17 protein-coding genes are annotated in these 23,003 nt (G+C 43.5%); 3 read left to right on the plus strand and 14 right to left on the minus strand.

What is annotated here, in order from left to right:
- Nucleotides 1-4: 4 nt before the first annotated feature.
- Together DX073_RS06290 and DX073_RS06295 are read right to left on the minus strand one after the other, a co-directional pair.
- Nucleotides 5-820, minus strand: coding sequence for a hypothetical protein (locus DX073_RS06290; RefSeq protein WP_115006704.1), 816 nt, complete (start codon nucleotides 818-820; stop codon nucleotides 5-7).
- Between the two features lie 44 nt (nucleotides 821-864).
- Complete coding sequence (locus tag DX073_RS06295; RefSeq protein ID WP_115006705.1) at nucleotides 865-1,956, minus strand: Lnb N-terminal periplasmic domain-containing protein; 1,092 nt, start codon at nucleotides 1,954-1,956, stop codon at nucleotides 865-867.
- Nucleotides 1,957-2,134: 178 nt separating this feature from the next.
- Between DX073_RS06295 and rpmI the strand changes: the two genes are divergently transcribed.
- The 3 genes from rpmI to hemN all read left to right on the plus strand — a co-directional run bounded on the left by rpmI (nucleotide 2,135) and on the right by hemN (nucleotide 4,314).
- Nucleotides 2,135-2,332 (plus strand): 50S ribosomal protein L35, encoded by a 198-nt coding sequence (gene rpmI / locus DX073_RS06300; RefSeq protein WP_029102391.1) that lies wholly within the window; start codon nucleotides 2,135-2,137, stop codon nucleotides 2,330-2,332.
- A 16-nt stretch (nucleotides 2,333-2,348) separates the two neighbouring features.
- Nucleotides 2,349-2,705: a 50S ribosomal protein L20 gene (rplT, locus tag DX073_RS06305; RefSeq protein ID WP_079325634.1), complete on the plus strand. Its 357-nt coding sequence runs from the start codon at nucleotides 2,349-2,351 to the stop codon at nucleotides 2,703-2,705.
- 232 nt (nucleotides 2,706-2,937) lie between these two features.
- Nucleotides 2,938-4,314, plus strand: coding sequence for an oxygen-independent coproporphyrinogen III oxidase (gene hemN / locus DX073_RS06310; protein ID WP_115006706.1), 1,377 nt, complete (start codon nucleotides 2,938-2,940; stop codon nucleotides 4,312-4,314).
- Between the two features lie 54 nt (nucleotides 4,315-4,368).
- On the opposite strand, the gene DX073_RS06315 is transcribed toward hemN, so the two are convergent.
- The 12 genes from DX073_RS06315 to tig all read right to left on the minus strand — a co-directional run bounded on the left by DX073_RS06315 (nucleotide 4,369) and on the right by tig (nucleotide 22,873).
- Complete coding sequence (locus DX073_RS06315) at nucleotides 4,369-5,319, minus strand: calcium/sodium antiporter (protein ID WP_115006707.1); 951 nt, start codon at nucleotides 5,317-5,319, stop codon at nucleotides 4,369-4,371.
- Between the two features lie 107 nt (nucleotides 5,320-5,426).
- Entirely contained in the window at nucleotides 5,427-7,145 is a 1,719-nt protein-coding gene (locus DX073_RS06320) for an FTR1 family iron permease (RefSeq protein ID WP_115006708.1), read from the minus strand.
- Nucleotides 7,146-7,517: 372 nt separating this feature from the next.
- A complete protein-coding gene (gene efeB, locus DX073_RS06325; protein WP_115006709.1) occupies nucleotides 7,518-8,759 on the minus strand; it encodes an iron uptake transporter deferrochelatase/peroxidase subunit in 1,242 nt (413 codons plus the stop codon).
- A 220-nt stretch (nucleotides 8,760-8,979) separates the two neighbouring features.
- The gene (efeO, locus tag DX073_RS06330; RefSeq protein ID WP_115006710.1) at nucleotides 8,980-9,870 is read right to left on the minus strand and encodes an iron uptake system protein EfeO; all 891 of its coding nucleotides are present in this window, start codon (nucleotides 9,868-9,870) and stop codon (nucleotides 8,980-8,982) included.
- Between the two features lie 80 nt (nucleotides 9,871-9,950).
- On the minus strand, nucleotides 9,951-12,875 hold the full coding sequence (locus DX073_RS06335) for a type III restriction-modification system endonuclease (RefSeq protein WP_115006711.1): 2,925 nt from the start codon (nucleotides 12,873-12,875) through the stop codon (nucleotides 9,951-9,953).
- Complete coding sequence (locus tag DX073_RS06340; protein ID WP_115006712.1) at nucleotides 12,872-14,875, minus strand: site-specific DNA-methyltransferase; 2,004 nt, start codon at nucleotides 14,873-14,875, stop codon at nucleotides 12,872-12,874. Before DX073_RS06340 ends, DX073_RS06335 begins: the two co-directional genes overlap by 4 nt.
- 302 nt (nucleotides 14,876-15,177) lie before the next feature.
- Nucleotides 15,178-16,350, minus strand: coding sequence for an acetyl-CoA C-acyltransferase FadA (fadA, locus tag DX073_RS06345; protein ID WP_115006713.1), 1,173 nt, complete (start codon nucleotides 16,348-16,350; stop codon nucleotides 15,178-15,180).
- Nucleotides 16,351-16,366: 16 nt separating this feature from the next.
- On the minus strand, nucleotides 16,367-16,930 hold the full coding sequence (locus tag DX073_RS06350; protein WP_115006714.1) for a Uma2 family endonuclease: 564 nt from the start codon (nucleotides 16,928-16,930) through the stop codon (nucleotides 16,367-16,369).
- 7 nt (nucleotides 16,931-16,937) lie between these two features.
- Nucleotides 16,938-19,088, minus strand: coding sequence for a fatty acid oxidation complex subunit alpha FadB (gene fadB, locus DX073_RS06355; RefSeq protein WP_115006715.1), 2,151 nt, complete (start codon nucleotides 19,086-19,088; stop codon nucleotides 16,938-16,940).
- 140 nt (nucleotides 19,089-19,228) lie between these two features.
- Nucleotides 19,229-20,512: an ATP-dependent protease ATP-binding subunit ClpX gene (gene clpX, locus DX073_RS06360; RefSeq protein WP_115006716.1), complete on the minus strand. Its 1,284-nt coding sequence runs from the start codon at nucleotides 20,510-20,512 to the stop codon at nucleotides 19,229-19,231.
- A 59-nt stretch (nucleotides 20,513-20,571) separates the two neighbouring features.
- A complete protein-coding gene (gene clpP / locus DX073_RS06365) occupies nucleotides 20,572-21,225 on the minus strand; it encodes an ATP-dependent Clp endopeptidase proteolytic subunit ClpP (protein WP_115006717.1) in 654 nt (217 codons plus the stop codon).
- Nucleotides 21,226-21,538: 313 nt separating this feature from the next.
- Nucleotides 21,539-22,873 carry a trigger factor gene (gene tig, locus DX073_RS06370; RefSeq protein ID WP_115006718.1) on the minus strand — a complete coding sequence of 445 codons (1,335 nt, stop codon included), beginning with the start codon at nucleotides 22,871-22,873 and terminating at the stop codon, nucleotides 21,539-21,541.
- Nucleotides 22,874-23,003 lie beyond the last annotated feature (130 nt).

The following is a 23,003-nucleotide window of genomic DNA, read 5'->3' on the forward strand; positions in this document are numbered from 1 at the left end:
AAGACTAAGGACCTGCAAAAAATACAAAACGATTGTTTGGATTTTCATTCATGATATTGGTTGTTTTATCCATAAAGCGATGATAAAAACGAATGACAAAATAAACATGATGTTTGATAAAGTCATTTTGTTCTTGCTCGCTTAATGCTTTCCATGATAAATTTGGATAAAACTCTTTGATAAATAAATAATCAAAACCTATCTTCCTAAAATACGCCTTTAATTCATCTAATGTTGGATTGTCAAAATCATGCCATAATAAATACGCACCTTCTTTGATGTCTTTTAATACCTTATCCATGATTTCATAAGTATAATAATTAATATCATGCCAATCAAACTCCGTCCTTTCTTCAAGTACCAATTCGCCATTTTCATCATGATAATAATCTTTGGGCTGGTCATGTGAACAAAAGTGATTTTGTAAAAATTTAACCACAAAAGGAAAAGCAAAATCTTCATCTAAGGTAAAATCTACCATGGATTTATCATCAAAATACTCATCAGGATTTGTATCACGGCTACCCACATTAAAAGTACCACCGCTACCAAAGCCTTCGATGATTTCTATGTCATAAGCATATTTTGCCAACTCTATCCACGCCCCATGAATCATCATGCCGAGAGAATAATCAGGTAATTGCTCTTGTATGTCAAAAAGCAGATTTAAAAAATCATCAGAAAAAATATCATCAATATGGGTAATATTTTCTATTTTTTGGCAAAGCTGATTTGATAAACCCAATGTTTGGGGCGTGGTTGGTTTATCATTGATGACAAATGCCAATGGTATGGTAGGATAAATGGTTAATTTTTTCATGTTATCATGTTTAAACAAAAATTAAATGGATTAAAATAAAATTATTACTTTGGCAAACCCTGCCTGATAAGTTTTGAAAACTCACGACTCTCCATGTCTGTTTTTTGCAAATGCTCCACATAAGGATTGGCTTGTGCCATCTTCCGCCACTCGTCCACCGTGTAGCTTGTGTCAATCGCCCGCTCATCGTGCAGATATTCTGGCAACAGTCCTGCCAGTAACGCCCGATAATCCACAGGTATCCGCTCAATCTCCCCCATCATATCAAAAATCAAAGTCGTACAATTACTAATCAGCGTATTATACCAACGGGCTTCATGGTTTAGGCTCTCGCCTTTTTGTAAATAAAGCAAAAACAGCTCACGCACGCTTTCTTTTGATAAATCAACAGGATAAATGTACACATCTTCGCCACGCACGTTGGTGCGAGAGTATATCAAATCCTTCTCATCACCCACCACAAGCCCAAGCTCAAATTGGCGAAAAAATCCCCCAATCGCCGAAAAGCTCTCATGCGACTCTTTACGAATTTCAATAGAGAAGCTCAATTTTTCGCCATTTTTAAAGCCAAAACTTGCCATCGTGTGTACGATTTTATCCAAGCCCCAATCGGAGATGATAAGCTCAAAAGTTTCTAGCTCTTGCAGGTTATACTGGCGAGTTTCCCAGTTTACGTCATATTTGTCTTTATCGTACCAGCGAAAATTACGCACATTGTGCAGGGTAACGATATCGCCTTGTTTTTCGTATTGAATGATTTTGGCGACTTCATCATGCCAAATGCGGTCATTTTTTGCGTCCATGCCAAAATACCACCCAAGCCCCACGCCAAAGCAGACAAGATACACCGCCAAATCCGTCCGCCGTCTAAAAATCGCCCGAGTGATAAAAAAGCCCGTTAAACTCATTGCCAAACATACCCAAAACACCATAAAAACTTGCGTACCCACATCGCCAAAGGGCTTATGCACCCATAGTGCCATCAGTAGCCAAAAACTGCTCGCCCCCACAAACAGCGTAAAGGCAATGGATATGAGCCAAACAAAAGCACGGGTAACAAAAAAGCGGGCGATAAACCGCTGAACGGCAGGGGGTAGAGCCTTGATAAGGGCGTTTTTGGGAAGTTGGTCGGTCATGATTTTGGCGGATAAAAGGGGGTATTATAAAGAACTTCAAGAATAATTGCACACAAAATCTTGCAATCCACCCAAAAACCCTTTATAATGTACGTCCCACCTTCCGCTATTTATTTTTAAATAAATTGGCAAAAAGGTTCATCGGTTGGTCTACCAACCTTTAATAAAGAGGCTACTTATGAAAGTAAAACTAAAAACCAAACGTGGTGCGGCAAAGCGTTTCAAAAAAACCGCCAACGGCTTTAAACGCAAACAAGCGTTCAAACGCCACATTTTGACCAAAAAATCTCCTAAGCGTATCCGCCAATTGCGTGGTTGCGTCATGGTTCACGTCGCTGACGTTCCATCAATCCGCCGTATGTGCCCATACATTTAATATCTAGGAGAATATAATGGCTCGTGTAAAACGTGGTGTACAGGCTAACCGCCGTCATAAAAAAGTCTTGGCTCGTGCAAAAGGTTACTATGGTGCACGCTCTCGTGTGTATCGTGTTGCCGTGCAAGCGGTAATGAAGGCAGGTCAATATGCATATAGAGACCGCCGTAACAAAAAACGCTCTTTCCGCCGTCTGTGGATTGCTCGTATCAATGCAGGTGCTCGTCTAAATGGTCTGTCATACAGCCGTCTTATCAATGGTCTTAAAAAGGCAAGCATTGAGATTGACCGCCGTATCCTAGCAGACATCGCCATGCATGACGCAGTAGCGTTCACGGCAATCTGCGAAAAAGCAAAATCTGCCCTAGCCTAAGCTAACAGCTTGCTTAAAAACCCCAGAACTTTTGTTTTGGGGTTTTGTTTTTACTTATTGAATAAATTTACCAATCAGCCCAAATCCGCATCGATTTGGCATTTTTAAAACAATGGTTTTGTTGGGCGTGCTTTTCATGCCCTTTGGCGACATCAATCCCCAAAAGTATTATTGTCTCGCACCACTCAAACGGTTATAATAACATTCCAATACCCATTTATTGACAACCGCCATGCACCATTTTAGCCAAGTCAGCTTTGATGAAGCCTTGATTCAAAAATACAACCGTCAAGGCCCTCGTTACACGTCCTATCCGACCGCCTTAGAGTTCGCCCCCATTCTAGACGGTGTGGAGACGAGCATTTTACAGCAAAAAGACCCTGCCATCCCCCTATCGCTCTACATTCATATCCCTTTTTGCCGTCATCTGTGCTACTACTGTGGCTGTAACAAAATCATCACCAAGAAAAACAGCGACTCGGGCGATTATTTGGATTATCTGTTTAGAGAAATTCGCCATAAAAAATCCCTGCTAAACGGCAATGCAAAAGTCAAACAAGTCCACTTGGGGGGCGGTACACCAACCTTTTTAAGTGATGATGAGCTAACCATATTGTGGCGGTTTTTACAAGATGAATTTGACTTTGCTGATGATGGAGATTATTCGGTAGAGATTGACCCACGAGAGCTTAGACAGACGACTTTGGCGGTCTTACGCTCGCTGGGGGTCAATCGCTTATCATTTGGGGTGCAGGATTTGGACGAGACCGTACAGATAGCCGTGAACCGTGTACAGCCCCACAGCATGGTGCAGGCGGTCATGCGTGAAGCCAGAGAATTGGGCTTTGGCTCGATTAATATTGACCTGATTTATGGCTTGCCCCATCAGAGTGTGGCGAGCATGGCGGACACGGTCGCCAAAATCATCGCCCTAGCCCCTGACCGCTTATCGGTGTTTAACTACGCCCATCTGCCCGAACGATTCACCGCCCAACGCCGTATCAAAGATGACGACCTGCCCAGTCCTGCCAACAAGCTCACCATGTTTGGCAACACCATCAAGGCACTCACGGACGCAGGTTATCAGTATATTGGCATTGACCATTTTGCTCGCCCTGATGATGACATGGCAATCGCCCAACGCCAAGGCAAGCTCCATCGCAACTTTCAAGGCTATGCCATCTTAGGCGAGTGCGACCTGCTCTCATTTGGGGTGAGCAGTATCAGTCAGATTGGCGAGCATATCCTACAAAACCCCACTGATTTAAAAGAATATCAGGCACGCATTAATGACGGCACGCTCCCTGCCATCAAGCACATCAAAGCAGATGACAAAGACAAACTTCGCCGTTATGTCATCATGAACTTATTATGCCATGACCGCTTGGACTTTGCTGATATTGATGAGCGATTTGGCATTGACAGTCGCCGTTATTTTGAGCTGGAGCTGGCAAACCTACACCAAATGGCAGAAGACGGGCTTGTCTTTATCGATGAGGCGGGCGTACAAATCCTACCCAAAGGGCGGATACTGGGGCGTAACGTGGCAATGGTCTTTGATGAATACCTAACCCAAAAGCACAGCGGACGGTTTAGTAAGGTCATCTGACACCCAATAAAAACGACCATCACATGTATGGTCGTTTTTTATACCAAGCATGGTTTAACCACCCACAAACAGCCATATCGTATAACCCACAAAGATAGACAACAGCACCGCACCCACGCCACGCCCGAGTTTTTGACTGCCACGCACGGCAAACAGACACAGAATAAACAACAGTCCTGTCACCCCACCCATGACAATCATATCACGGCTCACCACTTCACGAGCCACCGTCATGGGCATGATGAGTGCAGGAATGCCCACGACCGCTAGGGTGTTAAAGATGTTTGAGCCAATGACGTTACCCAAAGCCATTTCATCTTCGCCCTTGCGTGCGGCGATGATGGATGAGACCAGCTCAGGCAAGCTCGTACCCACCGCCACGATGGTAAGACCGATGATAAGCTCGGACAGCCCTGCGATTTTGGCAATCTCCACCGCCCCCCACACCACAAGGCGTGAACTTAGCACCAGCACCACCAAGCCCCCGACGAGTTTGGCGAGTGCCATACCCATGCGAAAATCCACCGTGTCAGGCACATCATCACTGGCGGACTTGCCCAGTTTTGCCATATAAATCTGAAACGCCAAAAACACCGCCAACGCCCCAAGGAGTATCGCCCCGTCCAGACGACTCACTTGTCCGTCAAGCAACTGAAAAATCGCCAAAGCGGTAATGCCGATGAGTATCAAAAAGTCGGATTTGACCAAGGATTTTTGGATAAACAAAGGACTTACCAACGCTGTCGCACCCAGTACAAGCGTGATGTTGGTGATGTTTGAGCCGTACGCATTACCCAGTGCCAAACCAGGGGCTCCGTTTAGGGCGGATAGCACCGACACGACTATCTCAGGGGCGGACGTGCCGATACCAATCACAAGCATGCCCACCAGTAGTTTGGGCATGCCAAATTTTAGGGCGATACTAGATGACCCTTCAATAAAAAACTCGGCACTATACACAAGCAAGGCAATGCCGACAATCATCGCAATAATGGCTAATAACATAGAATAAAAGATAAGAAAAGGGGTGTGTATTTTAGCACATGCCAAATATTACATTGTTACTTCTCGGTAAAAATAAGACATCAGACAAACCAAGAAACTCTTTTTGATTATACCATTTTTTGCCTTGCCCACACCGCCAAAATCACCACCACCGCCACATACACCGCCTGCACCGCCAAGCCTTGTACACTCGGATAAATCCCCAAAAACGCCACGCTAGGCACATCTACCACGTCTCGGGGCAAATGCCCTGTCAGTTGCAATGCCGAAATGCTCACGCCCAAAATCTTAAATCCTAAGGCATAAATCAGCCACGTTAAGACCTTAAATAATAACGGAATGGGTAATTTAACAGACGTTTTTGCCATGACAACTGCCACCACAGCCAGCACACCCAACGCCACCGCTATCCCCAGCACAAACTCACTCATGGCAATGCTTGGCAAAATCCCTGCATAAAACAGCACCGTCTCCGCCCCCTCCCGAAACACTGACAAAAACGCCAAGCCAAACAGCCCTGCCATGCTCCCTGTGGATAACGCCACGCCCATGTGCTTATTAATATAGGCATTCCATGCCTTGACGGACGATTTAGAATGTAGCCACGCCCCCACGCCCATCATCATGACGACCGCCACGATACCGACCGCCCCCTCCAACGCCTCACGGTTCGCACCTGACGTTAGGGCAGGAAACAGTCGCACCAACGCCCACGCACCAACAAGGCTCGCCACCAGTCCTGTGCCGACCCCTGCCATGACCCATTTTTTGTCTTTGGGTTGTCCTGCCACCGTCAAGGCGGTCAAAAGTGCCATGACAATGAGCAAGGCTTCAAGCCCCTCACGGAGCAAAATCAGCATAGAATCCACCCACGAATAGCGGGCGTGTGGGTTAATCGCTTGCAAGCGTTCTATTAAATTTGCCAATTTATCCACACTTGGCTTGTCGCCCTTTGCCATAATCACAGGCACATCGCTTTCTATCTCGGCATACAGCTTGGCATCTCGGGTACGCACATCGCCCTCAATGCTCGCCCAAATTTGGATAAATTCGCCCAATTTGGCTTGGGCAACTGCTTTATCATTATTTTTAAAAGCGGTTAAACCTTGTTTTAATAATTCTACCCCATACGCCAAATCTACTTTGTCATTTTTAACTTCGGTTAATTCATCACCTTGATTATAACTGTCAATTGTTGCCTTTAACATTGCCATATTATCCGTCATCATGGCAACATTGGGCGGATTATTTTCTGCTCCCACTCGTATCATTGCCATGGCGGTTTCTATTTTGCCATAATGAGCCATGCTGGTATTTCTTACCACCCTTTCATTGGCGACCCATGTTTTATTAAAATTTTGATAAACTGATTTGACTTTTTCAATATCACCACCTTTCCCCATTTCTTGAATGGCGGTATCCAATTGATTTAATACAGGCGTGATATTTTTGGCAAATTGACGGCGTTTGACGCTATAATCCACGGGGTTTTGCTCTTTTTCATAAGCATAGAGTTTTATGGATAGCTCTTTTAGCGTGTCATTATTGGGATTGGCTTTGGCTTGATTTAAGGCGGTGAGTGTTTCTTGATATAAAGTGCTTTGGCGGTTGGTGTCTTTGCCGATATTATTTAATTCTTTTTCTATGATAACCAAATCATCTGTGGCTTGTTTGGCATTGTTTTGTTTTACCGCTCCCATGGCATCCGACAATGGGGTAAATAATGGCGTAAAGTTTACTTTGGCATTGTCATCGGCATAAGAGACATTGGCAAAAAGACAAATAAAGAAAAGCAGAAAAATGGATAATGATTTATAAAGTTTCATTGTTTTGCCTTTTTAAATAACCTACAAATGATTTATCGGATTTTAAGGATTGGGGTAAATAAATTACCCTTATATTTTCGGCATTGTTAATTGACGATACTTTTGGGCGGTTTTGTAGGGGAAAATTACATTTGCCCTGTTAAAGTGCTGATTTTTGGGCGTTGTGTTCGCCCCTACACGTCCAGATTTTAAAATATACGGTATTGTTAAATAAAGATAGATTTTAAGGTTTTCCGTTCGGACTGAGCTTGTCGAAGTCTAGGAAAACCGTTATGGTTCGACAAGCTCACCACGAACGGCTTTCTAGAAAAGTATACTCAATTAACAATACCAAATATACCTTTATTGAACAATGCCTATTTTTCAATAAATTTAACCCTCAAACAACCTCTGCCCCAAATACTCGCCTTGCCTTACCCCACCAAAACACGCAAACAGTCCGCTACCAATATGCGTGGTGTATTCGGTCATTTTGTCGGTATTGCCAAAGGCGTTTTGAATCACACTAAACTGCATGGGCGATTTTTGAAAAGAGATAAAAAGTAGTCCTGCATTAAACTGCCCTGTCTTGACATCAATACCGCTACTGTACGAAAACGACCGTCTAAGCATTTGTAGCCCCGTGCGTTTGGCAAGCCCCATGTGAGTCGGCTCGGCGATGACAAGGTTACCCTTATCGTCTTTTTCATTGACATCAAAGTCATCAAACTCGCCCGTTTTGCCAATGCTCGCCCCCGTGTCTCGGTGTCTGCCAAAGGTGTCTTCTTGTCCGACTAGGCTCGTTCTGTCCCACGTCTCCAAGTGCATTTGGATAATCCGTGCCACAAGATACGTCCCACCGTCAAACCAAGCAGTCTTGTCCGAGCCTTTTGCCCACAGCCATTTGTCGGTATCGTCCAGCGTGGTTTTGTTGGCGGTGCCGTCCTTAAAGCCAAACAGATTGCGTGGGGTATCCGCCCCATTATCAAAGCTGTTGTAGCCTGACTGCGACCATTTCATCGTAATGAGCGAACGGGCTTGGCGGACAAGCTGACGCACAGCATGAAAGGCGACCTGCGGGTCCTCGCTACACGCCTGTATGCAAATATCGCCCCCTGACAACTCAGGGCGGATTTGGTCTCGGGGGAATTTGGGCAAGTCGCTAAACTCTGGCGGTGCCTTGTCCGACAAACCCAATTTCTCCAAAAATGACGGACTTATCCCAAACGTCAAGGTCAGTCCATACGCCCCCAAACTGTCCGCCTCGCCTGTGTCGGCAGGCGGTAGGTGGGGATTTTTGTCGTAGGGTTTGATGTTTTTGCCTTGGGTTAATTTAGCAGAATACTCCGTCCAATCCTTAAACATTTGACGAATCTCATCAACATTGGTGCTGTGTAACTCCGCCACCAAAAAATACGCATGGTGCTGAACGGGCGTGGTAATGCCTGCTTGGTGCTTGCCATAAAACTCATAAGTCATCTTAGCAAATGGGTTGGGCGGTGTCTGGCTATCAGGATTGCCCTTGGCGGTGGGGGCGGTGGTTTGGTTTTGGGCGTTGTTGCAAGCGGTCAATGCCCCTGCCCCAATCAAGGCGGTCGCTCCCATTTTTCCCAAAAAAGCTCGGCGGTTGGTCATGATTGCTCCTTTTGTCATCGTTTGTAGCCAAAAAACCCAACATTTAATAAAGTTTGTCAGGGCGAATTGCAATTCGCCCCTACGACCAAAAATAATTATTAAAAATCAATAAGTTATCATTTTAAGTTAAGATAACAATGGCTTATACATTCTTTTGGAAATTTATCACCAAAATACAAAAAGCACCCATATCTTATCGGTGCTTTTTGTGGCTTGTGGATTATTCCATGACAATGCCCATTTGCCCAAGTGGTTCACCAAGTTTGTTCACCGCCTCGGCAAGCTCTTTGGTGTTCTCGGGGGTTAGGTCGGTATAAGGCTTATAATCCTTGTCGCCCACTTTGTATTTATCCAACAAATCATTCACCGCTTTAAATCGCTCCTCTAAGGTCTTGACCAGTTCAGGATTTTTGGCGGTAAGTTTGGGTTTTAAAATTTCAAAAATCTTTTCTGCCCCTTCAATATTTGCCTTAAAGTCATAAAGGTCGGTTTTTGAAAAAATCTCCTCCTCGCCTGTGATTTTGGTGGTAGAAACTTCATTCAACAAATCCACCGAACCTTGAATCATAAGCTCTGGCGTAACTTCGGCGGTGGGGATTTTGGCTCTTAGCTCTTTAATATCAGCGATAAGCTGGTCGGCAAGCTCCTCGGTGCCTTTGGTGGTGTTTTGCGTCCATAGGATTTTTTCAATGGCGTGAAAGCCCGTCCATTTTTCGCCTTGTTCAAGGTCGGCTTCACGGTTGTCAATGCGTGGGTCTAGGTCGCCAAAACTCTCGGCAATCGGCTCACTGCGTTCAAAATACATACGAGCAAGTGGATAAATCGCTTTGGCTTCGTCCAATTTGCCTTCTTTTAAAAAGGCGACAAATTTTTCGGTATCGGCAAGCAGATTGTCAATTTGCCCTTCTACCCATTGTTTGTATTCAGCCGTTTCGGCAGATAAATCCACTTGGGCGGACTTGGCAGTTTGTTCGGTTTTGGCAGGTTCGGCAGATTGCTCGGCTTTGGGTTCGGTTTGGGCAGGCTGTTCAGCTTTTGGTTCGGCAGGCTTTTGGCAGGCGGTTAGGGCAAGGGTGGCTGTCAAAGCCAAAAGTAAAGGTTTTAGCGTCATAATAAGCTCCAAAAAGTAATGGAAATAATAACGCTTATCATATCAGAATTTGGGGTGGGGTGCAAGACACCTCAAATACGCTACCCGTTTAAAACCCCCTTAATAATATCCACCACTCTATCACTCTCAAACTGCGTAACAAATCGCACGCTCATCGCCCCTTGCTCATTCATGGCATTAAACCACCGCTCGGCGTGTCTGATTTTATGATTTTCTCTTTGGCGTAACTCGTCTTTATCTTTTACGCCTTTGCTTTCTAGCACCAAGTTTAGTACATCGCCCTTAGCGGTTTTGACGATATAAGCAAAATCAGGCGAATAAGTCTCCCCACCTGCCACAGGGATTTTTATGGCGTTTTTGGGAATTTTGGTAAAAACAACGACTTCTTGCACGTCTTCTGCGGTTACGTTTTGACCTTCAATATTACTGTCAAAAAACACTCGCTCAAACAAAAAACTCTCAAAAGGTTTGTTATCGGTCAGTACACCCCAATCTTGATTAATATCAATCTCAGGCAAAGGCAAGCCGTTTTTGTCGGTGAGTTTGGTTGGGTGGATTTGATTGCTGATTTTTTGATAGCCGATTTCAAATTTATTTAAAGAATGTTTCAACAAATAATCATTAAACCCTTTATCAATCATTCTTACCGTCTCATCATTCATAAATTTATCAATGGTAATGTCATTTTTTAATGCAAAAAATGCTTGGTGCAATGTCGTCATCTTAACATAGGATTTTTGAGAAAGTTTTTGTAAAAATTGACGATAATTTAAAGTAACAATCGGCTCAAATAATGTATTTTCTATGCTTTCATTGGTTTTAAAATCAATGAGTTTATCTGTTGTTTTTATCATCTCTTGGGTTTTTGTACTAATGCCCGTCATGGTAAATTTTGCTTTATTTTGACCCAAAAAATCCACCAATAAAGCCAAAATTTCCTGCTCATTCATCTGATATTGCAAAATCGCCTTTTGATTTATCGCCTCCCACAAGGATTTTAATTCATCGTATTTGCCCGTACGCATGGCGACTTTGGTTTTTTGTTTATCATCACTACTTGCTATTTTGCCTTGTTTTAAGGTATTATAATTAAAGGCATTGGGGAATTTTTGTTTGATTGTCTCATACGCTCCTGCCAATAAGTTATCATCGTCATCAATTAGCCCAAGTTCATATAATTCATTTATCAATATCCGTCTTTTAACATCTGGATAAGCTGATTTTATTTTTTCAAATAAATTATCATCAAATACCACAGGTATTATTTCACGCTCGGCAGTTTTATTAATATCCGCTTTTAATTGTGCGACAAAATCACGTTCACTGCTATCCACAAAATAATTTAATTTAAAATCAGTATCCTTAACACGGCTCATAAATTCATTGACAGGCAATCTTAGCCCCCGCCCCACTTCTTGCAATTTACTCGTTTCTGAACCGCTAGAACGCAATTTACAAATCCCAAATACATTGGGATTATCCCACCCTTCACGAAGTGTCCATTTTGAAAAAATAAAACGGCGTGGATTGTCCAATGACAACAAACTTTCTTTATCGTGCAAAATCTCGCCAATTTCTTTGGCGATTTTTTCATCATCACTGCTGTTATCTTTTGAAAAATAACCGCCATGCGTTGCCGATACGTCCGCCAACACCATTTGCAAGGAACGATAAAAATCGGTGCCAATCATCGCCTTTTCTAGGGCTTTTTTGGCTTCGTCTTTGACTATCATTTCAAAATTGCTTTTTAAACTCCCCACAACATCATCGCCGTCTCGGTACCCTTTAATGTCATCAATAAAAAATAAGGTCAAGGGCTTAATTTTATCCACACGATTTAATAATGCTTCTTCGGTTTCAAAATGCACCTTTACCGCTTGTCTTATCATGGCATGAAATACCGTATTGGCATAAGAAAAAGGGTTTATTTTATCACCCGTTTTTAATTCTGTGCCATTACTTAATATAACCCTGCCTGATTTTAAGTCTTGCAGGTACAACTCATCAATATGATGATGAATTTTTTGTAAATTCTCGCCTTTATTTAGAGTAAATTTTTGAGTTAGTTTTTTGTTTTCTATCAATTTAAAAACCGCCTGATTATTATTACTCTCCACCAATTTTATTTTTGTGCCGTCATCGCCTTGAATGTCGGTGATATGGGCAATCACGCCTTTGACCAAATCTTGATTAAAAGCGTCAATGGCACTTAACCGATAAATCAAATTTTTAAATCTATCATTAAATGTCGCCCCATACCGCAATATGTATTGGGGATTTAGATTTAATAATGACTGCCATGTTTTGTTATTATCATCAAATCGGTGTGGTTCATCAATAATCAATATCGGATTGACCGAACCAATCGCTTCAAAAGGCTTATCAAATTTATCTTTTAATAAAATACTGCCGTCATTGCCATTGTCTTCGCCTTTCATGGTTTTGCTATTGACCATACCCATATTTAATAATAACACATGAATTTTTTGGGCATTATCGGCTTGTACAAATCGCACAATCTCGCTTGGCATGGGATTTGTGCGTTTGCCCTTTTTGGTTTTTTGGCTTTCTACGACATACAGCTCAATTTCAGCTTGTCCATATTCCAAATTAAAATCCAATCTAAAATGATTTTTTAAAGCGTCCGATTTTAAAAACTGCTGTGTCCCTGCTTTAATGGATAAAGTCGGCACGACAATCACAAATTTATAAATACCCAATCTTTTGTGCAATTCATACATGGTTTGGGTGTAGGTATAAGTTTTGCCCGTGCCTGTCTCCATAGAAATGTCTAAGACATTGCTATAATCAGGCGATTTGTCAATTTGATTGTCTGATTGGATTTGATGAATGTTGTTTTTATAACGCTCGCCCACAAAAGACAATGTGGGATTTTCTCCCCTGTCATTGTCTTTTTTATAAACATTATCAAAAACACTTAATACCGCATTTACCGCCCCGATTTGGTGTGGCAAGTTTTTTTCATAATGAAAGCCTTTTTTCATAGCACTCTAACCACCAAATGAATGTTTAGGTTCTTTTTATTATTATACGTTGTTAATGCCTGTGCCAATTCTTTTTGTTTGGCACTGTCCACACTAAGCCCAAATAATACAATCCGCTCTATCAAAAATGATTTGTCATTATCCAATTTATCCAGTAAGGCTTTAATATGACCGCTACCAAAATCAGGATAAAGAATATATAAGGTTTTATCGCATAAATAAGCAGTATAATCTACCAAATCAATACTTTGTACTTTATCTGTCAAAACATGACTGTCATATACTCGCCATGTCGTCAAAAGTGTGTGGTATTCATCATCGCTAAATGTATGGCTAAATAAATCAGGCAAGGCAGTTTGTGGATTTATCTCATTATCATCAATCACCAAAAAGTTATCCACCGTCTCAAAAATTTTAAATCCCAAATCGCCTGTATAATCGGGATTTTCACTTTGTATTTTTTGGGCGGAGCGGATAATACGTTCTTTGGTAATTTCAAAGAGATTGTGTGGCTTATTTTGTTTATCTGTCCAATCAATCATTTTCTTGATAGATTTTTTTTCTTCGGTAGAATTAGCATTTTTTAAGTTTTCATCTAGATTTTCAGGTAATTGGACACAAATAAATTTACGATTATGTTTCATTTCAACATTTAATTGCATTGTGGAATGTGCCGTTGTGCCACTTCCAGCAAAAAAATCCATTACAAAATCATTCTCATCAGTACCGATGAGAATAAAATGTTTGATAAGCTCAATTGCCTTTGGAAAAGAAAAAGGGATGCCTATTGACTTCAACCATTTGGTTGTGGACTGCGAATCAAAATAAACATTTGATTTAGGAATTTGTTCTGTATAATCATGTAAGTATCTTTTAACTCTTGGTATTATTGATTCGTCCACTCCAAAAATAATATCTCCTTCTGTTATCATTTTTTTCAAGGTATCATCTTTATAACGCCAACCACCGCTAGGCATAGCACATGGCTTACCTGTGATCGGGTGCAAAATTTGTGTATCAAAATTTCCATTTTCTACACCACCAGAATTATCTGATTCATACACACCTTTATCATCTGCAAAAGTAAAATGGTCAAAATCATAAAATCGTGGGTATTTAACCAATTGCAATAATTCTTGATGAATTTCTTCTTCAGATAAATTCATCTTTAATAATTGCTTTGCTTTGGCTTGGTAGGCTTTTACTTGTAATTTTTCAACTCTCCATTCATCATCTAAATTATTTTTTTCTCTTGCATAACAAAACATATATTCATGAGAAACCGAAACATGTTTTGAATTGTTTTTTGATGAGTTAGAATTAATAATAAATTGAGCAATAAAATTCTCCTCCCCAAATATTTCATCACATAATAATTTTAATTGGGCTTGTTCATTATCATCAATGCTAATAAATATCACGCCGTCATCTTTTAATAATTCACGGGCGATATAAAGACGGGGATACATAAAGGTTAGCCAGGCACTGTGCGAATTGGATTTTTTGGCAGTAAAATCAAGCACTCGCTTAGCTTCGTCCAATGACATATCGGCAAGCTGTGCCAGTTGCTCGGGCGTGAATTTGCGGTCATCTTGATAAACAAAACCGTCCGACCCTGTATTATAGGGCGGGTCTATGTATATCATTTTTACCGCTCTTTGATAGGCGTTTTTTAGGTGTTTTAATACTTCTAAATTATCGCCTTTGATAAGCAGGTTTTGGCTATTGATATTTTGGGGAGCTTGATTGTGCGATTGATTTTCGCCAAATAAGGTAATGGGTGGACAATCACGCAAATAACGGGCATAGGATTTACCAAGCCAATTTAATTGATAAAATTCACGACTGCTAACAATGTCTGATGATTGCAATTCGCTTGCCATTTTTTCAGGTAAAAAATGACCGTCTTTATCAAAACAGTTGGGGAAATGCTCTTTTAAAAGGGTAAGTTTTTCGTTTTGGACAGGACTATTTTGGTCAAAAAGTTTTTGGATAATCATGACAAATCCCCTTTGATGAATTGGGGATTTTGGGCGTGGTTATGGCTTAATTGCGAATTGCGAATTGCGAATTGCGAATTGCGAATTGCGAATTGCGAATTGCGAATTGCGAATTGCGAATTGCGAATTGCGAATTGCGAATTGCGAATTGCGAATTATTGTAATGGCAGTTTTGATAATGTCAAGGGGCATGACGTTTTTTCCAAAAATTTTTTAACCTTTTATTTTAGCACAGTTTAGCCACAAAAGCACAAAAAATAAGAGCGTATCGCTACGCCCTTATGATGTTTTTTATCGGTCAATCACACCCTTTCAATCACAGTCGCAATCCCCTGCCCCAGTCCGATACACATGGTGGCAAGTCCGATTTGGGTGTCTTGTTGCTCCATGACGTTCAAAAGCGTGGTGGTAATTCTCGCACCCGAACAGCCTAACGGGTGTCCTAGGGCAATCGCTCCGCCATTGTGATTGACGATGTCTTGCTTGTCATACAGCCCCAAGCCTTTTAGCACCGACAAGCCTTGGGCGGCGAATGCTTCGTTTAGCTCCACCGTTTGAATGTCATTGATAGACAGCCCTGCTCGTTTTAGTGCTTTTTGCGTGGCAGGGACAGGACCATAGCCCATAATCGCCGCATCGCACCCTGCCACCGCCATGGAGCGGATAACCGCTCGTGGGGTTAGCCCAAGCTCTTTGGCTTTGCCTGCCGACATGATGAGCATGGCGGACGCACCGTCTGATAGGGCGGACGATGAGCCTGCCGTTACCGTGCCGTTTACAGGGTCAAATACGGGTCTCAGTTTTTGTAGGCTCTCAATATTAGCATCAAAACGAATGACTTCGTCCACCGTGCATAACTGCAAATTGCCCTGCTCGTCATGCCCTTCCACGCCCACGATTTCTTTGTCAAACCGTCCTTCTTGGGTGGCTTTGGTTGCCTTGATGTGTGAACCTAGGGCAAATTCGTCCTGCTCGGCTCGGCTGATGTCATTCATACGCCCAAGCATTTCGGCGGTCAGTCCCATCATGTTGGACGCTTTGGCGATGTGCTTTGAGCTACTGGGGTTGATGTCCACGCCGTGCATCATGGCAACGTGTCCCATATGCTCCACGCCCCCAATGATAAAGATGTCGCCTTGGTGGGTCATGATTTGGGCGGCGGCGGTGTGTAGGGCTTGCATGGACGAACCACACAGGCGGTTTACTGTTTGTCCTGCCACGTGCTTTGGAATGCCTGCCAATAGGCTTGCGTGGCGAGCGATGTTCCAGCCTTGCTCCAAGGTTTGATTGACACAGCCCCAAATTACGTCTTCGATGTCATTGGGGTCAAAATCATTTCGCTTGATTAGGGCTTTCATCAGCTCTGCCGATAAAGTTTCGGCTCGCACGTTGCGGAACATACCGTTTTTGGATTTGCCCATGGCGGTGCGTACGCCGTCTATAATCACTACGTCTGTTGGGGATAGGGTTGTCATGGTTTTTTCCTTAAACTTATAAAATGGTTAAAATTGGCTTAATGGCGACCTGCTCATACACTTCTTTCATGGTCAAGGTCAGCCCAATGCTATCAAGGGGTACGTCATCATCTTTTTGATAAATGCTCGCTTTCCAATCGTCCGCCTTGCGATAGACCGTAACCACCATAAAATCCTGCTCCAACAAGACGTATTCTTGTAGGGTTGGGATTTTTTGGTAGTCTTGCAATTTGACATAACGGTCAATGTTGGCGGTTGATGACGACAACACTTCCATGATAAGCACAGGCTCGGTCAAGATATTATCTTTGGTGTCTGAGCAGTCCACCACCACGTCAGGATAATAATACCGCTCATCGGCTTTGACTTTCATATCCGACACAAAAGGCGTGCAAGACGTGCCTTTTAGGTGTGCCTTTAACAGCGATACAAGATTTACCGTCAAAATGTTGTGGTTACGGCTCGCCCCTGCCATGGCGTACACTTGTCCGTCAATGTATTCATAACGGTGCGTGTCGTCATTGGCATACTGTTCAAGGTACATTTGTTCTGAAATATACGTCTGTGGTAAACTGCCCATATGCCACCTACTGATAAAACGTCTCGCCACGCTCTGCCATGTCTCGTAGCATTTGCGGAGCTTCGTACGCCTTACCCAGATGAGCGTATTTATCGCACAAGGCGACAAATTCTTTTACGCCCACTTGGTCAATGTAGCGACACGCCCCACCACGAAACGGTGGGAAACCAAGCCCCATCAGCATTGCCATGTCTGCCTCGCCTGCACTTGCCACGATGTTGTCTTCTAGGCAACGCACCGTCTCAGTACAAAACGCCACCATTAAGCGGTCAATAATCTCTTGCTCGTCAAAATCGCTACTGCCGTCTTGCACTGCTTTTAGTAGCTCATAAGTGGTTGTATCCACGCTCTTTTTGGGCTTGCCTTTTTTGTCAAGCTCATATTTATAAAAGCCCACGCCATTTTTTTGACCCAGACGGTTATTTTCAAACATGACGGTCGTGGCAGTCTTATAGTCAGGGTTCATACGCTCTGGGAATGCGTCCGCCATAACGCTACTTGCGTGTACACCTGTATCAATGCCCACCACGTCAAGCAAATAGGCAGGCCCCATAGGCCAGCCAAATCTTTCCATGACTTTATCAATCTTGACAAAATCCGCCCCGTGTTTGATGAGTAAATCAAACGCCCCAAAATAAGGGAACAGCACACGGTTTACCAAAAATCCTGCACAGTCATTGACCACAATTGGCGTTTTGCCCATTTTTTGAGCAAGGGCAACCGTGATCGCCACCGCTTCATCGCTCGTCCGCTCGCCACGGATAATCTCCACCAAGGGCATACGATGAACGGGGTTAAAAAAGTGCATACCCACAAAATTCTCAGGGCGTTTTAGCGATTTTGCCAACCGTGTGATAGAAATGGTGGACGTATTTGATGCGATAATTGTATTTTCAGAAACACGACTTTCCACATCGGCAAGCACTTTTTCTTTAATCGCAGGATTTTCGGTTACAGCCTCAATGACGATATTCACATCAGCAAATTCATCATAACTCAAGGTTGGACGGATACGAGCCAATGTTTCACCCATTTTAGCAGGGGTAATTTTTTGACGTTCCACCTGTTTGGTCAATAATTTATTGGCTTCACGCATACCCAAATCCAATTGGGCATTGCCAATGTCTTTCATGATAATCGGCGTACCTTTGACAGCAGATTGATAGGCAATGCCACCACCCATAATCCCTGCCCCTATCACGCTTGCAAGATTGATATCTTGAGCATTTTGGGAGAATTTTTTGGCTTGTTTTTTGACAAGTTGGTCATTTAGGAACACACCGACAAGGGCGGTTGCCTGTGGGGTTTTGGCGGATTTGGCAAAATTGGTCGCTTCAATCTTAATCGCTTCATCACGCCCCAAGTTGACGTGGTTTTCTATCGCATCTAGGGCAAGGGCAACGGCAGGATAATGCTTGGGGTTTGCCTTGGCAAAAATCACGCCTTTGGCAGAGTTAAACGCCATTGCCTGCTCGGTTTTGTTTAATTTGACAGGTTCTAACTTCTCAGCACGTTTGGCTTGCCAGTCAAGCTCGCCATTTATGCACTTTTTCACCAAATCCAAAGCCGACTGCTCCACGCTCTCGTCCGCCACGACAGCGTCCACCAAGCCCACTTTTAAGGCATCATTAGGTTTTAGGGGGTTGCCTGTGGCGATGAGTTCTAAGGCGTTGTCAATGCCGATAATGCGTGGCGTACGCACCGACCCACCAAACCCCGGGAAAATACCGAGCTTGGTCTCAGGCAAACCAATTTGAGCCGACTGCCCCATGACACGGTACTCACAGACAAGGGTCATCTCGCACCCACCGCCCAACGCCACACCATTGATAGCCGACACCTTAGGAAATGGCAAATCTTCAAAACGGTTAAATACGCTGTTAATGTCAAGTAGCCAATTTTCCAATTCTTCTTGGGGCTTTTTAAAATAACCGACAAACTCGGTAATATCCGCCCCTGCGATAAAGACCTTTTTGCCTGAGGTTACAATCAAGCCCTTAATGCTCGTATCCTGCTCCAAGGCAGTTACGGCTTCTTTGAACTCAGCATTGGTGGCTTGGTCAAATTTATTGACCGATTCTGTTTCATTATTAAAATGAAATTTGACAATGTCGCCGTCTAGTCGGCTGACTTGTATGGATTTTCCTTGATAAATCATAAAATCTCCTGTGGGATTTTGCAAAAATACCGTTTCACTATACCGAATTTTTGGCTAAATTTAAAGGTGTTTTTGTTTGACTTATCAGTCATTTTAAAATAAAAAAAGCGAACAATCGTCCGCTTTTTGTTTTATACACCTTATTCAATCACAGGCTCTTTGCCATCTTCTATCACCGCACGAGTCACCACCACTTCTTTGGCACCCTCCATGCTCGGAAGTTCGTACATGGTGTCAAGCAGGGCATTTTCGATGATAGAACGCAGACCCCTTGCCCCTGTCTTACGCTTCATCGCCTGCTTGGCGACTGCCGTTAGGGCTTCATCTTCAAAGGTCAGCGTCGCCCCTTCCATGTCAAATAAGTATTCGTACTGTTTGGTTAGGGCGTTTTTGGGTTTGGTCAAAATCTGAATCAGAGCATCTTCATCTAACTCATCTAATGTGGCAATCACAGGCAGACGTCCGATAAGCTCAGGAATGAGACCAAACTTAATCAAGTCCTCAGGCTCGACTTCTTTAAATAATTCGCTGATTTTGGTCTCTTCTTGGGCTTTGACATCGGCATTAAAACCAATGCCTGTTTTTTCGGTACGTTGCTGAATGATACGGTCAAGCCCTGCAAACGCCCCACCGACAATCATCAAGATGTTGCTGGTGTCCACCTGAATCATCTCTTGATTGGGGTGCTTACGACCACCTTGGGGCGGAATATTGGCAACCGTCCCTTCGATGAGTTTTAACAGAGCCTGCTGTACGCCTTCGCCCGAGACATCACGCGTGATAGAGACGTTTTCGCCTTTTTTGCTGATTTTATCAATCTCATCAATGTAGATAATCCCACGTTGGGTGCGTTCCACGTCATAGTCGGCAGATTGGAGCAGTTTTTGAACGATGTTCTCCACGTCTTCGCCCACATAGCCTGCTTCGGTGAGTGTGGTCGCGTCCGCCATGGCAAATGGCACATCTAGCATCTTAGCAAGGGTCTGAGCAAGCAGGGTTTTGCCCGAACCTGTGGGGCCGATGAGCAGGATGTTACTTTTGGCAAGCTCCACGGGCGAGATTTTGTTATCGGCACGCACTTTTAGGCGTTTGTAGTGGTTATAGACCGCCACGGACAACGCTTTTTTGGCGGTGTCTTGACCGATGACGTATTCGTCCAAATGCTCACGAATCTCTTTGGGCTTGGGTAGCACCGCACTCGCCCAGTCTTTATCATCAGCTTTGGCTTTTTTGGCTTTAGCGTGGCTTGGCTTTTTGCCTTGCTCGTTTTTGGTGTCCAAATCCATACCGCCCAACATGTCGCCACACAGCTCCACGCACTCGTTACAGATGTTGGTATTCTCATCAATGCCGGCAATGAGCTTTTTGACTTCATCTTTTTTCTTGCCACAAAAGGCACAGCACGGCTCTTTGGTCTTAGTCATCAGTTTTCCTTTTACACATCTTTGCTGGGCAGGACAAGCCTGCCGTTATCAGTCATTTGCTACACGGGGCGTTTTTCAAGCACGGCATCCACCAAACCATACTCTTTGGCTTCAAAGGCATCCAACCAATAATCACGCTCAACGTCTCGCTCGATTTTTTCAAGTGACTGACCAGTACGCTCGGCAAGAATGGCATTTAGGCGTTCACGGATTTTTAGGATTTGTTTGGCACTAATCTCAATGTCGGTCGCCTGACCTTGAGCTCCGCCTGATGGCTGATGAATCATCACACGGCTGTTGGCAAGGGCATAACGCTTACCCTTGGCACCTGCCGCCAGTAGGAACGACCCCATACTACACGCCTGCCCTAGGCAGATGGTAGAGACATCAGGCTTGATAAAGTTCATGGTATCAAACATCGCCATGCCTGCCGTTACCACGCCACCGGGGGAGTTGATGTATAGATGAATGTCTTTTTCAGGGTTGTCCGCTTCCAAAAATAGCAGTTGGGCAACAATCAAATTTGCCATGTGGTCTTCGACTTGACCAGTCAAAAAAATCACACGCTCACGCAAAAGGCGTGAGAAAATGTCAAACGAACGCTCGCCACGACCCGACTGCTCAATCACCATAGGCACAAGGGCAGACTGTGGGGCAGTGTGAAAGGTGTCGGCGAGTTGGTCATAAAAAGGGTTTTTGCGAAAATCACTCATACAATATCCTGTTAAGTCTTGGGCGTGCCTGCCCTTTATAACACAATTTAAAATTTAGAAATATTTTAGAAATAAACTATCTGTTTTTGCATGAAAAATGGCTAAATCTGGTTTTTCATCGCCAAAAGCTCGTTTGATAGAACGACTATCAAACCTCACTTTTTCCTTGAAAAACGGGCGATTTCCCCTATTTTTCATTGCAAATACAAAAGGCAGGCACGCCCTTAAAAATTCAAATGAAATCAAGCTATTTTACCACAAAATAAAAATACCCCAACACTTTTTGTTAGGGTATTTGTGTCATTTTGGCAAATTACATTTGGGCTTGCTGAGCTGCCGCCAATAGGTCTTGGTATTTGACTTCTTTGTCGGTCACTTTGCCTTGTGATAGGATGTATTCCACCACTTGGTCTTCTAGCACGACCGCTTCGATACCAGCACGCTCTTGTTTGTCGTTGGTGTAGTATTCGATGACCTCGGCAGGGTCTTCGTAGTTTTCGGCAGCCTCGCTGATAAAGGCAGTCACACGCTCTTGGTCAACTTCTAGCTTTTGTTTGTCGATGATTTGACCCACGAGCACGCCCAGACGTACCGCACGCAACGCTTGGTCTTCAAACAGCTCATCAGGTAGCATGTTTTTGTCAAAAGTATTTGGGTTGGCACCAAACTGCTGGGCAAAACGTTGTAGCATTAGGTTACGCTGACGGTCAATCTCCCCAGCCAGCATGGCATTTGGCACGTCAAATTCGTTTTTCTCAACCAACGCATCAAAGGTAGCTTGCTTGACTTGGTTGCGAGCGGCACTCTTAATCTCACGCTCCATGTTTTTACGAACGTCTGCTTTTAGCTTGTCAAGACCACCTTCACTCACACCAAACAGCTCAAAGAATTCATCGTTTAGCTCAGGCAATTTGGCTTCTTTAACTTCTTTAACGGTGATTTTAAAGTCTGCTTCTTTGCCTTTTAGGTTCTCGGCTTGATAATCTTCTGGGAAAGTTACCTTGATGGTTTTCTCTTCGCCCGCTTTCATGCCTTTCATGCCGTCTTCAAAGCCTGGAATCATCTGACCTGAACCGATGATAAGACGGAAATTCTCAGCACTACCACCTTCAAACTTCTCACCATCGATTGAGCCTTCAAAATCAAACGTCGCTTCATCACCGTCTGCCAGCTCGCCATCTTTGGTTTCAAAGGTTTGGCGTTGTTTTTGTAGGTTTTCAATCATGGTGTCCACGTCTTCATCAGACACGGTGGCAACTTGACGCTCCACTTCAATCTCGCTAAGACCTTTAACTTCCACTTCTGGCATGGTCTCAACAGACGCTTGGTACACCAAAAAGTCGTTTTCTAGCTTGACATCATCAATGCTAGGCACGCCCACGGCACGCACTTTTTTGTCAGCCAATACTTCAAAAACGGTGTCACGAATGACATCATTGATGACTTCTTGCTGAATGCCGGCACCATACTGAGCACGGATGTGGCTCACAGGCACTTTACCTTTACGAAAGCCATCAATTTTGGCAGTTTTAGCAAGGCTACGAATACGGCTTTCCACTTTGCTCTGGATGGTACCAACAGGTACTTTAACGGTCAGTTGGGTTTCTTTGTCTGAGATGACATTTACAGCAACGTCTAAGTTACTCATGGGGAATCTACCTTAAAATTTGTTAAAATTCAATCACTTATTTAGTGAAATTCTCAAAAATCTGGGTAAGCATTTTATAAAAACGCCCACAAAAATCCTAAAAGATGAGTAGTATAGCTTTTTTTTGGCA

Source organism: Moraxella lacunata (genome assembly GCF_900453205.1).
GTDB lineage: Bacteria > Pseudomonadota > Gammaproteobacteria > Pseudomonadales > Moraxellaceae > Moraxella > Moraxella lacunata_B.

Bases quoted from the DNA above. Each gene is read 5' to 3' on its own strand.
- DX073_RS06295 (WP_115006705.1), bottom strand. From the start codon at position 1,956: ATGACCGACCAACTTCCCAAAAACGCCCTTATCAAGGCTCTACCCCCT.
- DX073_RS06320 (WP_115006708.1), bottom strand. From the start codon at position 7,145: ATGAAACTTTATAAATCATTATCCATTTTTCTGCTTTTCTTTATTTGT.
- efeB (WP_115006709.1), bottom strand. From the start codon at position 8,759: ATGACCAACCGCCGAGCTTTTTTGGGAAAAATGGGAGCGACCGCCTTG.
- clpP (WP_115006717.1), bottom strand. From the start codon at position 21,225: ATGAGTGATTTTCGCAAAAACCCTTTTTATGACCAACTCGCCGACACC.
- hemN (WP_115006706.1), top strand. From the start codon at position 2,938: ATGCACCATTTTAGCCAAGTCAGCTTTGATGAAGCCTTGATTCAAAAA.
- fadB (WP_115006715.1), bottom strand. From the start codon at position 19,088: ATGATTTATCAAGGAAAATCCATACAAGTCAGCCGACTAGACGGCGAC.
- rpmI (WP_029102391.1), top strand. From the start codon at position 2,135: ATGAAAGTAAAACTAAAAACCAAACGTGGTGCGGCAAAGCGTTTCAAA.
- DX073_RS06340 (WP_115006712.1), bottom strand. From the start codon at position 14,875: ATGATTATCCAAAAACTTTTTGACCAAAATAGTCCTGTCCAAAACGAA.
- tig (WP_115006718.1), bottom strand. From the start codon at position 22,873: ATGAGTAACTTAGACGTTGCTGTAAATGTCATCTCAGACAAAGAAACC.
- fadA (WP_115006713.1), bottom strand. From the start codon at position 16,350: ATGACAACCCTATCCCCAACAGACGTAGTGATTATAGACGGCGTACGC.
- DX073_RS06315 (WP_115006707.1), bottom strand. From the start codon at position 5,319: ATGTTATTAGCCATTATTGCGATGATTGTCGGCATTGCCTTGCTTGTG.
- clpX (WP_115006716.1), bottom strand. From the start codon at position 20,512: ATGACTAAGACCAAAGAGCCGTGCTGTGCCTTTTGTGGCAAGAAAAAA.
- DX073_RS06335 (WP_115006711.1), bottom strand. From the start codon at position 12,875: ATGAAAAAAGGCTTTCATTATGAAAAAAACTTGCCACACCAAATCGGG.
- rplT (WP_079325634.1), top strand. From the start codon at position 2,349: ATGGCTCGTGTAAAACGTGGTGTACAGGCTAACCGCCGTCATAAAAAA.
- efeO (WP_115006710.1), bottom strand. From the start codon at position 9,870: ATGACGCTAAAACCTTTACTTTTGGCTTTGACAGCCACCCTTGCCCTA.
- DX073_RS06290 (WP_115006704.1), bottom strand. From the start codon at position 820: ATGAAAAAATTAACCATTTATCCTACCATACCATTGGCATTTGTCATC.
- DX073_RS06350 (WP_115006714.1), bottom strand. From the start codon at position 16,930: ATGGGCAGTTTACCACAGACGTATATTTCAGAACAAATGTACCTTGAA.